We start from the raw sequence: 14880 nt of genomic DNA, 5'->3' as shown, positions 1-14880 counted from the left end.
CCACCGTCCGTCGGCCGCCGGGCCTGGTCAGCGCCGGGAGTTGCCGAACAGCAGCCGGTAGATGATCAGCAGTACGAGCGCGCCGCCGATCGCCGACGCCCAGGTCGCCAGGTCGAAGAAGTGCGTCGCCACCGGCCGGTGCAGGAAGCGCGCGGAGATCCAGCCGCCGACGAAGGACCCGGCGATGCCGATCAGGGTCGTCACGATCAGGCCGCCCGGGTCCCTCCCCGGCAGCAGCAGCTTGGCGAGGCCTCCCGCGATCAGGCCCAGCACGATCCAGGCGACGATGCTCATGTGCCCTCCCGTTCTCCAGCGGACGGCCCCGTCCGACCGCTCTGCCGGTACGGACGCCCGAGGGCGGTCCGCCGGTTCCGGCACGCACTGGCGGACGGTCGCCGACCGGGCCCCGTACACGGGCGGCCGCAGGGTGGACGCACGGGCGTGGCACCCTCCCGGCACGGCGGCGGCGCCGGGATACTGCGGCCATGCGCATCCTGATCGCCACCGCCGGATCGCGGGGCGACGTCGCCCCCTTCACCGGGCTCGGCACCCGCCTGCGAGCGGCCGGGCACCAGGTCGCCGTCGCCACCCACACCACGTTCGCCGACCAGGTGCGCGCCGCCGGACTCGAATTCCGCCCGCTGCCCGTCGACCCGCGGGCCGCACTCGCCTCGGACGAAGGGCGGCGCCTGCTGAAAGCCGGTTCGGGACCGCTCGTGGTACTCCGACTTCTGCGCCTGGGACGTCAGTTCATGCCGGCACTCGGGGACGGCATCGCCGACGCCACCGCACTCGGCACCGACCTCCTGCTCACCACCAGCACCACCAGCGCGCTCGGCCAGGCCGCCGCCGAGGCCGCCGGCATTCCCAGCATCGGGCTCTACCTCCAACCGATCGCTCCCACCCGGGAGTTCGCACCGGCCGTGACGGGAACCCGGTCGCTCGGCGGGCCCGGCAACCTGCTCGCCGGCCACGCCGTCCAGACCGCGACGGACCAGCTCTTCGCCCCCGCCGTCCGCGCGCTGCGCCGCCGCCTCGGCCTGCCGCGCCTCAGCATCGCCCGCGCGCGGCACAACCACGCGGTCCTGCATGGGTTTTCGCCCACCGTCATTCCTCGGCCGACCGACTGGCACCCGCGCCTGGACGTCGCCGGGTACTGGTGGCCGTGCCCGGACCGGCGATGGCAGCCGCCGGAGCGTCTGCTGGACTTCCTTGCGGCGGGCCCGCCTCCGGTGTTCGTCGGATTCGGCAGCCTGGTCGTCCCCGATCCGGAGCGGCTCACCGCCACCGTCCTCGCGGCGGTCCGTGCCGCCCGGGTGCGCGCCGTCCTGCAGTCGGGGTGGAGCGAGCTCACCGCGGCGGACACGGACGACGTGCTCACGATCGGCGACACCCCGCACGAGTGGCTGTTCCCTCGGGTGGCCGCGGTGATCCACCACGCGGGCGCCGGGACTACGGCCGCGGCCCTGCGCTGCGGCACACCAGCCATCCCGGTGCCGGCCCAGCTGGACGCACCGTTCTGGTCGGCGCGCCTGGCTCGGCTCGGGGTCTCGCCCGGCCCGGTCCCCCTCCGCGACCTCACCGCCGCCCGCCTCGCGACCGCCATCCGCCGGACCCTCGATGATCCCCGGTACCGCGACCGGGCCGCGGGGGTGGCCGCCACGCTCGCCGCCGAGGACGGCACGGCGAAGGTCCTCGCGGCGGTCGAGCGGGCTGCCGGCTGACGGGGAGCGGTGCGCGCGACCAGCGACGGACGACAAGCAACGGACGACAGGTGACAGGTGACAACAAACAGATGACAGATAACAGAGTTTGAAATCTGTTATCTGTCATCTGTCAGTCGTCCGCCATCAGCCGCCCCCTCCCCCGCCACCCCAGCCCCGCGTACAGCACGAACGACGCCGCGAACCCGACCGCCCACCCGTAATCGGCGAGCGGCCTTAGCGCCGGCACCAGCCCGTCCGCCGGGAACGGCCCGCCGTGCGACCCGCCGACCGCCAGCACGCCGCCGACCACGAGCGCGGCCACGGCCCGCCAGTTCCACCCGCCCGCGTACCAGTACGCCCCGCCCGGCCGGTACAGCTCCGCGAGCCGGAGCCGGGTACGGCGCAGCACCCAGTAGTCGGCGATGAGCACCCCGGCGACCGTGCCGAGCAGGCCGCCGACCACTCCGAGCCAGGTGTAGATGTACACGTGAGGGTCGGAGATCAGCTTCCACGGGAAGATCGCGATCCCGACGACGCCCGTCACGAGCGCCCCGGTCCGGAAGCCGATGAACCTGGGCAGCAGGTTGGAGAGGTCGTAGGCGGGCGAGACGACGTTGGCGGCGATGTTCACCGACAGCGTCGCGACCAGGACGGTGAGCAGCGCGAAGAGGAGGCCGACCGGGCTCTCCATCTTCGCGGCGAGTTCGATCGGGTCCCACACCGGCTTGCCGTAGACGGCCTGCGAGCCCGAGGTGACGAGGACGGAGAGCAGCGCGAAGAGCGTCATCGTGGTGGGCAGGCCGAGGGCCTGACCGCGGATCTGGGCGCGCTGGCTGCCGCCGAAGCGGGTGAAGTCGGGGATGTTGAGCGAGAGCGTCGACCAGAAGCCGATCATGCCCATCAGTGCCGGGAAGAAGACCTTCCAGAAGCCGCCGCCCCAGCCGAGTTGGGACGGCTGGTCGAGCAGCGGCCCGAGCCCGCCGGCCTTGAGGGCCATCCAGACGAGGAGCGCGAGGGCGCCCACGATGACGAAGGGCGCGGCCCAGTTCTCGAAGCGCCGCAGCGTTTCCATGCCCCGGGCGATGATGGCCATCTCGATCAGCCAGAAGATCAGGAAGGAGAGCCACTGCGTCCACGGGTAGCCGCCGAACTCGCCCGCGGTGCGCCAGGATTCGCCGAGGAGTTTGCCCGCGAGCAGGAAGATGCCCTCGCCGCCGATCCAGGTCTGGATGCCGAACCAGGCGCACGCGACGGCGGCCCGGATGAGGGCGGGCAGGTTGGCGCCGCGCAGCCCGAAGGAGGCGCGGGCGAACACCGGGAACGGGATGCCGTACTTGGTGCCCGCGTGTCCCGTGAGCAGCATCGGCGCGAGCACGATGAGGTTGGCGAGGGCGATGGTGAGGACGGCCTGCTTCCAGTCCATGCCGAGTGCGACGAGGCCGGAGGCGAGCGTCCATGAGGGGATGTTGTGGGCCATGCCGACCCAGAGGGCGAGGAAGTTGTAGGTGGTCCAGGTCCGCCGCGCCACCGGGACGGGCCGCAGGTCGTCGTTGGTGAATCCGTTGGGCGGCAACTCCCCGCTGGACGGGTCGAGTTCGACCCGTCCGTCGGAGTGCTGCAGCTGTCCGCCGCCGGTGGTCGCGGTGTCGGCCATGGGTAACTCCCCTATCCGTTCCCGGGTGTGGTCCGTGCAGGGCGTGACCGCCTTGGGCGCCACGGCGCGGTCGCGCGTCACAACTGCGGGATGACGTCCGTCCCGTAGGCGTCGATGGTGGCCTCGACGGCGTCGTGCATCGCGTAGACGGCGAACTGGTCGACGCCGAGCGAGCGGAGTTCCTCCAGCCGCGCGAGCTGCGCCGCGGGGGGCCCGATGAGGCAGAAGCGGTCGACGATCCCGTCCGGGACGAAGGCGGTGTCGGGGTTCCCGGCGCGGCCGTGGTGGCTGTAGTCGTAGCCCTGGCGGTCCTTGATGTAGTCGGTGAGGGCGTCCGGGACGAAGTCGGAGTGCTCGCCGTAGTGGTTGACGAGGTCGGCGACGTGGTTGCCGACCATGCCGCCGAACCACCGGCACTGCTCACGGGCGTGGGCGAGTGCGGCGGGCGAGTCGTCGGCGGTGACGTAGGCGGGCGCGGCCACGCAGATGGTGACGCTGTCGGGGTCGCGGCCGGCCTCGACGGCGGCGGCCCGCACCGCCTTCACCATGTACTCGGTGAGGTAGGGGTCGGCCAACTGCAGGATGAATCCGTCCGCTTGGCGTCCGGTCAGCGCGAGCGCCTTCGGCCCGTACGCCCCCATCCAGATCGGCAGGGAGGCGCCGGGCCGCACCCACGGCAGGTGCATCTCGGTGCCGTCCACCTCGACGGTGCGTCCCTCGGCCAACTCCTTGATGGCGTGCATGGCGTGGGAGAGCCGGTCGAGGGTGGCGGGGCGGCGTCCGGCGACGCGCATGGCGGAGTCGCCGCGGCCGATGCCGCAGACGGTGCGGTTGCCGTACATGTCGTTGAGGGTCGCGAAGAGGGAGGCGGTGACCTCCCAGGTGCGGGTGGAGGGGTTGGTGACCATCGGGCCGACGGTGAGCCGTTCGGTCTCGGCGAGGATGCGGCTGTAGATGACGAAGGGTTCCTGCCACAGGACGCAGGAGTCGAAGGTCCAGCCGTGGCTGAACCCGGCCCGTTCGGCGCGGATCATCCGGTCGACGAGCAGGCGGGCGGGCGGATCGGTCTGCAGGACGAGGCCGATGTCCATCGGTGGCTCCAGGAAGGGGACGGGGCCGCCGCCCGGGGCCGGAAGGAGCCCGGGCGGCGGACGGACCGGAGGAGGAGGGGAAGGGAAGGGCGGTGTCAGACCAGGTACTGGCAGGTGTCGCGGCGCAGGAAGGTGCCGTGTCCGGCGCGGCCGAGCCACCTGTCGCCGTCGAGGACGACGGTGCCGCGCGAGAGCACCGTCCGCGCCCGGCCGGTGAGTCGGCGTCCCTCGTAGGCGGAGTAGTCGACGTTCATGTGGTGGGTGGCGGCGGAGACGGTCTGCACCGCGGTGGGGTCGTAGACGACGATGTCGGCGTCGGCGCCGGGCGCGATGGTGCCCTTGCGCGGGTGCAGGCCGAACATGCGGGCCGGCGTGGTGCAGGCGATCTCGATCCAGCGGCGGCGGGTGAGGTGCCCGTCGACGACGGCCTGGTGGAGGAGGTCCATCCGGTTCTCCACGCCCGGAAGGCCGTTGGGGATCTTGGAGAAGTCGCCGCGCCCGAGTTCCTTCTGCCCGGCGAAGCAGAACGGGCAGTGGTCGGTGGAGACGACCTGGAGGTCGTTGGCGCGCAGCCCCCGCCACAGGGCCTCCTGGTGCTCGCGCGGCCGGAGGGGCGTGCTGCACACGTACTTGGCGCCCTCGAAGCCGTCCGCGCCCTCCTCGGCGAGGTTGTCGGTGGAGAGGAACAGGTACTGCGGACAGGTCTCGCCGAAGACGTTGAGCCCGGCGTCGCGGGCCTGGGCGATCTCGGCGAGGGCGGAGGCGGCGGAGACGTGGACGACGTAGAGCGGGCTGCCGGCCACCTGGGCGAGCTTGATGGCCCGGTGGGTGGCCTCGGCCTCCAGGAGTTCGCGGCGCACCTCCCCGTGGTAGCGGGGCGCGGTGCGCCCGGCGGCGAGCGCCTGTTCGACGAGGACGTCGATGGCGATGCCGTTCTCGGCGTGCATCATGACGAGCCCGCCGTTGGCGGCGCCGCGCTGCATGGCGCGCAGGATGCGGCCGTCGTCGCTGTAGAACACGCCGGGGTAGGCCATGAAGAGCTTGAAGGAGGTGGACTCTCCGGAGTCGACGAGCGCGTCCATCTCCTTGAGGACGCCGTCGGTGACGTCGGAGACGATGGTGTGGAAGGCGTAGTCGACGGCGCAGTTTCCGTCGGCCTTGGCGTGCCAGGCGTCCAGGCCCTCGCGCAGGGAGCCGCCGACGGGCTGGACGGCGAAGTCGACGATGGTGGTGGTGCCGCCCCAGGCGGCGGCGCGGGTGCCGGTCTCGAAGGTGTCGGAGGCCGCGGTGCCCCCGAAGGGCAGTTCCATGTGGGTGTGGGCGTCGACGCCGCCCGGGATGACGTAGTGGCCGGCGGCGTCGATGACGGTGTCGGCGCTCCAGGCCCCGGCGGCGGAGCTGCCGGTGGTGGCGAGGGCGGCGACGCGTTCGCCCTCGATGAGGACGTCGGCGTGGAGTTCGTCGGCGGCGGTGATGACGAGGCCGCCGCGGATGACGGTGCGGTGGCGGGGGTCGGGAGTGGTCATCGGGGTGCTCCTCAGGCCTCGGCGAGCGGTCCGTAGGCGTCGGGGCGGCGGTCGCGGTAGAAGGCCCACTGCCGGCGGACCTCCTCGATCAGGCCGAGATCGAGGTCGCGGACGACGAGTTCCTCCTCCTTGTCGGAGGCGACCTCGCCGACGAACTGGCCGCGCGGGTCTACGAAGTAGGAGGTGCCGTAGAAGTCGTTGTCGCCGTACTCCTCGGTGCCGACCCGGTTGATGGCGGCGACGAAGTACTCGTTGGCGACGGCGGCGGCGGGCTGTTCGAGCTGCCAGAGGTAGGCGGACAGGCCGCGGCTGGTGGCGGAGGGGTTGTAGACGATCTGCGCGCCGGCGAGGCCGAGGGCGCGCCAGCCCTCGGGGAAGTGCCGGTCGTAGCAGATGTAGACGCCGACCTTGCCGACGGCGGTGTCGAAGACGGGCCAGCCGAGGTTGCCGGGCTTGAAGTAGTACTTCTCCCAGAAGCCCTTGACCTGCGGGATGTGGTGCTTGCGGTACTTGCCGAGGTAGCGGCCGTCGGCGTCGATCACGGCGGCGGTGTTGTAGTACACCCCGGCCTGCTCCTCCTCGTACACCGGGACGACGATGACGAGACCGAGCTCGCGGGCCAGGTCCTGCATGCGGCGGACGGTGGGGCCGTCGGGCACGGCCTCCGCCCAGCGGTAGTGCTCGGGCTCCTGGACCTGGCAGAAGTAGGGGGCGTTGAAGACCTCCTGGAAACCGATGATCTTCGCGCCCCGGGCGGCTGCCTCGCGGGCGTACCGCTCGTGGAGGGCGATCATGCTCTCCTGGTCGCCGGTCCAGTGGGTCTGGACGAGCGCGGCACGGACGATCTGCGACATGGGTACCTCCGCAACTCCGGGGCCCGGCCGGGGAGCCGGGCCTGCGGTGTGAGGGTTGACGGGGTGGCTCTGGCCTGCGGCGCGCAGGCCGGTGTGCGGGGTCGCGGCACGGTCTCCGCGCGCCTTTCCGCGCACGCTCGGCAGGCGTGGCAGGGGCTCCGCGTGCGTCCACGCGGAGCCGCGTGCGGCGGCGTGCGTCTACGTGCGTAGAAATTGCGATCTGTCGACCGTAGGCCGGGTTCGGTGGCCTGACAATACGTTGGGGGTAACGCGTCCGGGGCGATCTTGTTACACGGACACGCGGGTCCGCCTGGACGGGATGAATCGGTCATCTACCCCGGGAGTGCGCTCCTTACTCATTCGAGTGAATCCGGGCGTTCCGGGTGCCGGTTCCGGCCAAGGTGGGTAAAACGCGCGTGGACGCCGCTTCGGACCGTTACCGTGCGGCGGCGCAGCGCGACTTCGCCCGCCGGCGCGGGCCCGGGGATCAGGGGGTGGCAGGCATGACGACGGCTCTCGGGAGGGCGGTGCGCAAGGCGCCGCCCGGGCTCGGTCCCGGCCGCCTGCTCGCGTGGGCGCGGCGGGCGGGTCTGCTGCTGGCGCTCGGCGCGCTGCTGCCCGTCGCCCTCGGCGGACTGCTGTTCCGCCGGATGGCGCCGCCCGGCGGGGTGGTGGCGCTGCGGCTGGCCGGTTCGCGGACGGCCGCGCTGGCGGCGCTCGGCGGCCGCGCCGGGGACGGGCCGGCCGCCCTCCGGGCCGACGCCTGGCTCACCGGCGGCGCCGGTCTGACGCTGGCCGCCGCCGCGCTGCTCGGCCTGTACGTGTTCGGGCGGGCGCGCTGGCGGCTGACCGCGCTCGCCACCGGGGGTGCCGGGCTGCTCGCGGCGTGCTGCGCCTTCGCGGCGGACGTGCTGCTCGCCCGCGCCCTGGACCGCCCGGACGGTTCGGACGCGCCGTTCGCCGTCGCCTCGGGGCTGGCCACCACGGCGTGGCTGCTGCTCCTGCCCGCCGGGGCCGCGGCCGCGGGGGCGCTCGCCGTCACCGCCGTCCGAGCGGTGCGGGGGCTGCGGCCCCGTCCACCCGTCACGGCCCCGGGCCCGGACGGGGACGCGACGCCCGGCGGCTCCCCCGACCGTCCCGCGCTGATCCCGCCCTGGCCGGTCGTCACCACGCACGGGGCGCTGTGGCCACCGCACAACGGCGCACCGGGCTCCCCTCCCGAGGCGCCCGCGGACGCCACCGCCCGGGCGGGCCAGGCCCGTTGGCGTGACGGCTCCCGGGTGCCGCCGGGGCGCGAACCCGCCGAGCTGGGCTTCTGCGCCTCGGGCGGCGGCATCCGCTCGGCCTGCGTCACGCTCGGCGCGCTCCAGTCGCTGCGGCCGTGGCTGAGACGGGCGCGGTACCTGGTCTCCGTCTCGGGCGGCGGCTACGCGGTCGGCGCGATGCAGCTCGCGCTCAGCGACTCCGCGCCCGGCGCCTCCGTGCACGCCGTCTCGGGCCTGACGGCCGACACCGTGCTGGAGCCCGGCTCCCCCGAGGAGGACCACCTCCGCCGCCACGGCAAGTACATCGCCGACGGCTCGGGCGAGTGGCTGGTCGCCCTCGGCACGCTGCTGCGCGGCGTGATCTCGGCGTTCACGCTGCTGCTCACCGCCGTCCTGGTGGTCGGCCTCGGGCTCAGCCGGCTCTACCGGCTCGTGCCGGTCACCCCGCTGGACGGCCTGGCGGCGGCCGGGCTGCGCACCGGCGGGGCGGGGTCGCCGGGGGCGCTGGTCCTCCGCACGCCTGCTGTCACCGTCCTGACCGTCCTGCTCGTCACCGCCGCCGCGTGCTGGCTGCTCTCGGTGCTTGTGTTCCCCCCGCTCGGGTGGGACGCCATGCTGCCGCGCGTGCTCCGCCGGCTCTTCCAGGGCAGCCTCGCGCTGGCCGCGCTGGTGGCCACCGGTGTCCTCGCGGTGCCCGTGCTGGCGTGGAGCGCGGTGCGGCTCCAGGCCGCGCTGGCCGCGGGCCCGCGGCTCACCGGTGCCGGGCTCAGCCTCACCGTCGTGCTCAGCTACCTCGCGCTGCTGCTCGGCATACTCTGGCGCGACCGCCGGACGATCCGCCGGGGCGCGGCGGCGGTCGCCGGGGCGCTGCGCGGGGCGGGCCGGTTCGGCGGCGGCCTCACCGCCAACCTCCCCCAGTACGTGGTGGTGTGGGCGGCGCTGGCGGCCCTGTCGGCCGGATCGCTGCTCGCGCTCGGTTGGGCGGTCGCGACCGGGTACGCGTGGCCGACGCCCGTGCAGGTGGCGCTGCCGCTGGTGCTCGGCGCGGTCGGGCTCAACCTGGACCAGACGTGGATGAGCCTGCACCCGTTCTACCGACTGCGGCTGGCAAGGGCGTTCGCGGTCCGCCGGGTCACCGAGGGCGGCGCGGTGGTGGCCCGGCCGTACGACTTCTTCCGCGAGGAGACGTGGCTCAGCCACTACGGCGCCCGGCACCCGGACTTCCCCCAGGTGATCTTCTCGGCGGCGGCCAACCTCTCCGGGGACACCCGCACCCCGCCGGGCCGCCGGGCGGTGTCCTTCACGCTGTCGCACGACTACGTGGGCGGTCCGGACGTGGGCTACGCCCGCACCGACCTGCTGGAGCGGCGGACCCGGCGGCACATCGCCCGGGACCTCACCGTGCAGTCGGCGATGGCCGTCTCGGGGGCGGCGTTCTCCTCGGCGATGGGCCGTCAGTCCAAGGCGTACCAGGGGCTGTTCGCGGTCACCAACGCACGGCTCGGCACCTGGCTGCCCAACCCGGCCGTGCTGGGTCCGGACTGGTCCGGCGTGCCGGACTGGCGGCGCCCCGCGCAGCCGGCCGTACGGCGGCTGCAGTACCAACTGCGGGAGCTGACGGGGCGGTTCCCGATGGACGACCGGTTCCTGCTGACCACCGACGGTGGGCACTACGAGAACCTGGGCCTGGTCGAGCTGCTGCGCCACGGCGTCCGGACGGCGGTCTGCATCGACGCCAGCGGCGACTCCGGGTACGCGGCCAACCTCGCCGCCGCGATCACGCTGGCGCGCGAGGAGCTGGGCGTCGTCATCACGCTGCACGAGCCGGAGGTGCTGATCCCGGGGAGCGCCGCGGAGCAGGTGGCACAGGCCGCCCAGGCAGCGCAGGCCGCGGCCGCTGACGGCAGGGCGTCGTCGGACGGGCCGCAGCCGTTGCGGGGGCTCGCGGCGCAGCTGTCCGCGCGGCTGTCGGAGCGGGCGGTGGTCACGGGGGACATCCACTATCCGGTGCCGCTCGCGGGTCTCGCCGGGGAGGGCGGATCCGGCGAGCGCGAATCCGGCGCGGGCGGATCCGGTGGGAGCGATGGCGCCCGGCACGGCACGCTGATCGTCGTCCAGGCCGTCCTGACCGCCGACATGCCGTACGAGCTGCTGTCCTACGCGGTGGGCAACGCGGCGTTCCCGAACGACCTGACCAGCGACCAGTGGTTCGACCACCGGCAGTTCGACGCGTACCAGACGCTGGGCCGCTATCTGGGCGACCAGGCGGCTCCGCTGGTCGAGGCCGCGCTGGCGGCGCAGCGGGTGGCCGGTGGCGGGGCGGGGCCCGTACCGGCGCAGTCGCCCGGCAGCGCCGGTACGGCCCGATCGGCCGTCACTCCCCCGGCGCCGCGGCGCTCTGCCGAGGGGTGACGCGGGCCTGGAGACGAGGGTGGAAGGAGCGGGGTGTCCGAGGTGTGAGCAGCCTTGGTCCGAGGTATGGACGCACTGCGGGTCCCGCTTGACTCCCGCCGCGCGGGTCGGGAAGGATCCGGACCATGGATTCCGGCACCACCCTGGTCTGCCGCCTGCACGTCGATCTGCGACGCCAGGCGAGCTCCATGTGTGCCTGTTGACCTTGCCCCTCCGCGCCGGTTCCGCCCTGTGACGTCTGCCAGGGCCCGCGCCGCGCACCCGCATCCGCAGTTCTGAACCCGCCCCCGCCCGGTGCACCCCTCGCGCTGCCGTGCCGCTCCCTCGGCACCGCTCCGCCGCGGCTCCCGGACGGCGGGCGCACCCTCCCGACGTTCCCGCCGCACCCGAGGACGCCCCATGAGCCTGGACCTCGCCCCCGACCGTCCACCCACCGACGCCACGCACGCCGCCGCCACGAACACCGACGCCACGTACGCCGCCGACACCCACGCCGCCGCCGGCACAGCCGTCGAGGAAGCCCGCGCGCCGCTCACCCCGAACGCCCTGCGCGCGATCGTCCGCGAGCTCGCCGAGCGGCCCGACCAGTGGATCCACCACGTCCGCCTGTCGACGGACGAGCGCTGGTACCGGCGCCTGGTGGCCGACGACGACCACGAGGTGTGGCTGATCAGCTGGCTGCCCGGCCAGTCCACCGGCTTCCACGACCACGGCGGCTCGCGCGGCGCCTTCACCGTCGCCCTCGGCGAACTGGAGGAGCTCTCGCTCGGCGGCCCGGACCAGGGCCTGCTGATCCGCCGCGTCCCGGCGGGGACGGCCCGCACCTTCGGCCCCGAGTACGTGCACGACGTGCGCAACACGGCGTCGGGCCCGGCCGTCACCCTGCACGCCTACTCGCCCCCGCTGAGCTCGATGGCGCACTACGACCTGCGGGCCGGCGGGCTCGTCCGCACCTCCGAGGAAGGACCGGAACAGTGGTGACCACGATCGACGACCTGGTGGAGCGGGCCCGCGAGGGCGTGTACCGCCCGCGCGCCCGGGAGGCGTACCAGGCGCAGCTGGACGGCGCGCTGCTGGTGGACATCCGTCCGGCGGCACAGCGGGCGGCGGAGGGGGAGATCCCCGGGGCGCTGATCATCGAGCGCAACGTGCTGGAGTGGCGGCTGGACCCGACGGGCGGCCACCGGATCCCGCAGGCGTCGGGGTACGACGTCGAGTGGATCGTGGTGTGCTCGGAGGGGTACGCGTCGAGCCTGGCCGCGGCGTCGCTGCGCGAACTGGGGCTGCACCGGGCGACCGACCTGGACGGCGGTTTCGTCGGCTGGGCGGCGGCCGGACTGCCGACCCGTCAGGGCGGCTGAACGGCGGCTCGACGACGACTGAACAGCGGCGCGACCGACCGGCTTGACTCCCCGACGGAGCCCTGCCGCAGCGGCTCCGCTCCTCGTGACAGGCGGTAAATAAGGGACAGGAGATGATGTAAGTCATAGTCTGATCAGAGTTTCCGCCGGTCCGAAGCCGGGCAGCCACGCGGGCGGAAGAACGTCCGGGCAGGAGATCCGACAGGCACCACCGCGGTCCGCACCGCCACCGTTTGTCGACAAAACCGCCATCAACCGAGAGACCGACGACAGACCGACCAACGGCGCCGCCACCGCGGGGCGCCCGGACGAGGAAACTCCCCGTGATCAGATTCGACGGCGCCGGCAAGCGCCACCCCGACGGCACCACCGCCGTCGAGGGCCTCGACCTGGACGTGCCGACCGGACGGATAACCGTCCTGGTCGGACCGTCCGGGTGCGGCAAGACCACCCTCCTGCGCATGGTCAACCGGATGGTCGAGCCCACCTCGGGCCGGGTGCTGCTGGACGGCGCGGACGTCGCCGGGCTGGAACCCGCCAAGCTGCGCCGCGGCATCGGCTACGTGATCCAGCAGGCCGGGCTCTTCCCGCACCGCAAGGTGATCGACAACGTCGCCACCGTGCCCTACCTCCTCGGCTGGGACCGCAAGAAGGCCCGCGCCCGGGCCGCCGAACTGCTCGACCTCGTCGGGCTCGCGCCCGAGACCGCCAAGCGCTACCCGTTCCAGCTCTCCGGCGGCCAGCAGCAGCGCGTCGGCGTGGCCCGCGCCCTGGCCGCCGACCCGCCCGTGCTGCTGATGGACGAGCCGTTCAGCGCCGTCGACCCGGTGGTGCGCGCCGGGCTCCAGGAAGAACTGCTGCGCCTCCAGTCCGAACTGCACAAGACGGTGCTGTTCGTCACCCACGACATCGAGGAGGCCGTCCGGCTCGGCGACCAGGTCGTCGTGCTGCGCGGCCAGGGCCGGATCGCCCAGCTGGCCGACCCGCACACCCTGCTCACCGCGCCCGCCGACGACGACGTCGCCGCCTTCCTGGGCCGGGATCGTGGCCTGCGCGGCCTCGGCCTGCGCCCGGCGAGCACAGTCGCCACCCGCCCACTGGCCGGCGGACTGCGCTTCGGCGGCTGGGAGCTGGCACTGGACGACGAGCGCCGCCCGATCGGCTGGATCGACCGCGACGCCCCCACCGCCGAACTGCGCCCGGCCCCCGGCTACCGGCCGGACACCGACACGCTGCGCACCGCGCTCGACGCCGCCGTCCTCTCCCCCGCCGGGGTCGCCGTGGCCCTCGACTCCGACGGCCGGGCCACCGGCACGGCGGACCGCGAGGCCGTCCTCCGCGCCCTGACGGCGCCGGGCGGCACGGCCGCCGCCGCCCCGAGCGACACCGGGACACTCGTGAAGGGCGAGGCGAAGGGCGAGGAGAGGGACGGGGAGAAGGCCGAGGCGAAGAGCGCGGCGAAGAGCGCGGCGGACGGCAAGGGCGGGGCCACCGGTGGACGATGAACCGATCGTCCGCTGGTACTGGATCGGCGACCACCTCGGCTACCTCGGCAACCTGCTCGCCGACCACGCCGTGATCGCCCTGGTCCCGGTGCTCATCGGCCTGCTGGTCGCCGTCCCGCTGGGCCTGGCCTGCGCCCGCTTCCCCCGCGCCTACCAGCCGCTCGCCGCCGTCTTCAACATCGTCTACGCACTGCCCGCCGTGGCCGTCTTCATGCTGCTCATCCCGTACACCGGCCTCGCCACCCAGGCCACCGTCATGATCCCGCTCACCTTCTACGCGCTCGCCGTGCTCCTGCCCACCACCGTGGACGGGCTGCGCGCCGTGCCGGACGCCGTCCGGCAGGCCGCCACCGCCATGGGCTACGGGCCGTGGCACCGGCTGACCGCCGTCGAACTGCCCGCCGCCGTGCCGTACCTGATCGCCGGACTGCGGGTCGCCGCGGTGTCCAGCATCTCGCTGGCGAGCGTCGGCGCGCTGGTCGGGCGCGGCGGGCTCGGCTACCTGTTCATGGACGGGTTCCAGCGCACCTTCCCGACCCCGATCGTGGCCGGCATCGCACTGATCGCGGCACTCGCGCTGACCGTCGACCTGGTGCTGGTGGGGGCGCGGCGGCTGCTCGCGCCCTGGGCCGTCCGCGAGAAGGGAGCGGGCCGGTGAACTGGCTCTCCTGGCTGAGTGACTTCTTCTCCGACCCGGATCACCGCAGCGGTCCGGACTCGATCGCGCACCGGATCGCCGAACACCTGGTGTTCTCCGGCGAGGCGCTGCTGTTCGCCGCGCTCGTCGCCGTCCCGCTCGGGCTGCTGATCGGCTACACCGGACGCGGCGTCACCGCCGTCACGGCGCTGGCCGGGTTCGCCCGCGCGCTGCCCACCCTGGGGCTGGTCACGCTCGCGGTGCTGCTCGCCGGGGTCGGCGACACGGCGGTGCTCGTCCCGCTGGTCGCGCTCGCGGCCCCGCCGCTGCTGGTCGCGGCCGTCGAGGGAGTGCGCGGCACCGACCCGGACGTGCGCGACGCGGCGCGCGGCATCGGGCTGACCCACCCGCAGGTGCTGTGGCAGGTGTGCCTGCCGTCCGCGGCGCCGACGCTGCTGGCGGGCTTCCGCACGGCGGCCGTCCAGGTCATCGCGACCGCGACGGTGGCCGCGTACGTCGGGCTCGGCGGCCTCGGCCGGTACGTGTTCGACGGGCTGGCCACCCGCAAGTACGCGGTGACGGCGGGCGGCGCGGTGCTCGTGGTGCTGCTCGCGGTCGCCGCCCAGCTGCTCTTCGTCCTGCTCGCCCGGTACGCGCTGCCGCGCGGGGTGCGCGCCCAGCGCCGGGCCGCCGACCGGACCCGCTGACTTCGGCCAGCCGGCATTGACCTGCCGACTCGCGCCCGTTGGCTTCGGCCCGTCGGCTCCGGCCCGTCGGCTTTGTCCCGTCGGCTTTGCCCCGTCGCCTTGAGCCCATTGCCTTGGGCCCGTTGATGCGGGTCCGCGGCCGGATCCCCTGAACCTCTGTCT

The 14880-nt window shown here is 73.9% G+C and carries 13 protein-coding genes; 8 read left to right on the top strand and 5 right to left on the bottom strand.

Annotated features, from left to right (window positions below):
- Positions 1-27: 27 nt before the first annotated feature.
- Positions 28-294: a GlsB/YeaQ/YmgE family stress response membrane protein gene (locus ACFVU9_RS03970; protein WP_380437327.1), complete on the bottom strand. Its 267-nt coding sequence runs from the start codon at positions 292-294 to the stop codon at positions 28-30.
- Between the two features lie 191 nt (positions 295-485).
- On the opposite strand from ACFVU9_RS03970, the gene ACFVU9_RS03965 reads away from it, so the two are divergent.
- On the top strand, positions 486-1724 hold the full coding sequence (locus ACFVU9_RS03965; protein ID WP_380499948.1) for a glycosyltransferase: 1239 nt from the start codon (positions 486-488) through the stop codon (positions 1722-1724).
- Positions 1725-1836: 112 nt separating this feature from the next.
- On the opposite strand, the gene ACFVU9_RS03960 is transcribed toward ACFVU9_RS03965, so the two are convergent.
- From ACFVU9_RS03960 to ACFVU9_RS03945, 4 genes are all read right to left on the bottom strand, one after another.
- Positions 1837-3360 carry an NCS1 family nucleobase:cation symporter-1 gene (locus tag ACFVU9_RS03960; RefSeq protein ID WP_387589628.1) on the bottom strand — a complete coding sequence of 508 codons (1524 nt, stop codon included), beginning with the start codon at positions 3358-3360 and terminating at the stop codon, positions 1837-1839.
- A gap of 77 nt (positions 3361-3437) precedes the next feature.
- The gene (locus ACFVU9_RS03955; RefSeq protein ID WP_380499950.1) at positions 3438-4451 is read right to left on the bottom strand and encodes a TIGR03842 family LLM class F420-dependent oxidoreductase; all 1014 of its coding nucleotides are present in this window, start codon (positions 4449-4451) and stop codon (positions 3438-3440) included.
- Between the two features lie 95 nt (positions 4452-4546).
- Positions 4547-5977, bottom strand: a complete 1431-nt coding sequence (gene hydA / locus ACFVU9_RS03950; RefSeq protein WP_380437333.1) for a dihydropyrimidinase — start codon at positions 5975-5977, stop codon at positions 4547-4549.
- An 11-nt stretch (positions 5978-5988) separates the two neighbouring features.
- Positions 5989-6831 (bottom strand): nitrilase-related carbon-nitrogen hydrolase, encoded by an 843-nt coding sequence (locus ACFVU9_RS03945; protein ID WP_387589624.1) that lies wholly within the window; start codon positions 6829-6831, stop codon positions 5989-5991.
- A 503-nt stretch (positions 6832-7334) separates the two neighbouring features.
- Here ACFVU9_RS03945 and ACFVU9_RS03940 point away from each other — a divergent pair.
- From ACFVU9_RS03940 to ACFVU9_RS03910, 7 genes are all read left to right on the top strand, one after another.
- Positions 7335-10508, top strand: coding sequence for a hypothetical protein (locus tag ACFVU9_RS03940; protein ID WP_387589621.1), 3174 nt, complete (start codon positions 7335-7337; stop codon positions 10506-10508).
- Positions 10509-10633: 125 nt separating this feature from the next.
- Positions 10634-10711 (top strand): putative leader peptide, encoded by a 78-nt coding sequence (locus tag ACFVU9_RS03935; RefSeq protein ID WP_380386513.1) that lies wholly within the window; start codon positions 10634-10636, stop codon positions 10709-10711.
- Positions 10712-10907: 196 nt separating this feature from the next.
- Positions 10908-11489 (top strand): cysteine dioxygenase, encoded by a 582-nt coding sequence (locus ACFVU9_RS03930; RefSeq protein ID WP_387589618.1) that lies wholly within the window; start codon positions 10908-10910, stop codon positions 11487-11489.
- A complete protein-coding gene (locus ACFVU9_RS03925) occupies positions 11483-11869 on the top strand; it encodes a rhodanese-like domain-containing protein (protein ID WP_380437341.1) in 387 nt (128 codons plus the stop codon). The genes ACFVU9_RS03930 and ACFVU9_RS03925 overlap by 7 nt, the downstream gene beginning before the upstream one ends.
- Before the next feature lie 323 nt (positions 11870-12192).
- Complete coding sequence (locus ACFVU9_RS03920; RefSeq protein ID WP_387589615.1) at positions 12193-13374, top strand: ABC transporter ATP-binding protein; 1182 nt, start codon at positions 12193-12195, stop codon at positions 13372-13374.
- Entirely contained in the window at positions 13364-14032 is a 669-nt protein-coding gene (locus tag ACFVU9_RS03915; RefSeq protein ID WP_380445602.1) for an ABC transporter permease, read from the top strand. Before ACFVU9_RS03920 ends, ACFVU9_RS03915 begins: the two co-directional genes overlap by 11 nt.
- A complete protein-coding gene (locus tag ACFVU9_RS03910) occupies positions 14029-14718 on the top strand; it encodes an ABC transporter permease (protein ID WP_387589612.1) in 690 nt (229 codons plus the stop codon). The genes ACFVU9_RS03915 and ACFVU9_RS03910 overlap by 4 nt, the downstream gene beginning before the upstream one ends.
- Positions 14719-14880 lie beyond the last annotated feature (162 nt).

It is taken from the genome of Kitasatospora sp. NPDC057936, from assembly GCF_042887525.1.
GTDB lineage: Bacteria > Actinomycetota > Actinomycetes > Streptomycetales > Streptomycetaceae > Kitasatospora.
This window is presented reverse-complemented; position numbering and strand designations above follow the sequence as displayed.

Bases quoted from the DNA above. Each gene is read 5' to 3' on its own strand.
- ACFVU9_RS03970 (WP_380437327.1), bottom strand. From the start codon at position 294: ATGAGCATCGTCGCCTGGATCGTGCTGGGCCTGATCGCGGGAGGCCTC.
- ACFVU9_RS03965 (WP_380499948.1), top strand. From the start codon at position 486: ATGCGCATCCTGATCGCCACCGCCGGATCGCGGGGCGACGTCGCCCCC.
- ACFVU9_RS03930 (WP_387589618.1), top strand. From the start codon at position 10,908: ATGAGCCTGGACCTCGCCCCCGACCGTCCACCCACCGACGCCACGCAC.
- ACFVU9_RS03935 (WP_380386513.1), top strand. From the start codon at position 10,634: ATGGATTCCGGCACCACCCTGGTCTGCCGCCTGCACGTCGATCTGCGA.
- ACFVU9_RS03945 (WP_387589624.1), bottom strand. From the start codon at position 6,831: ATGTCGCAGATCGTCCGTGCCGCGCTCGTCCAGACCCACTGGACCGGC.
- ACFVU9_RS03940 (WP_387589621.1), top strand. From the start codon at position 7,335: ATGACGACGGCTCTCGGGAGGGCGGTGCGCAAGGCGCCGCCCGGGCTC.
- ACFVU9_RS03955 (WP_380499950.1), bottom strand. From the start codon at position 4,451: ATGGACATCGGCCTCGTCCTGCAGACCGATCCGCCCGCCCGCCTGCTC.
- ACFVU9_RS03960 (WP_387589628.1), bottom strand. From the start codon at position 3,360: ATGGCCGACACCGCGACCACCGGCGGCGGACAGCTGCAGCACTCCGAC.
- hydA (WP_380437333.1), bottom strand. From the start codon at position 5,977: ATGACCACTCCCGACCCCCGCCACCGCACCGTCATCCGCGGCGGCCTC.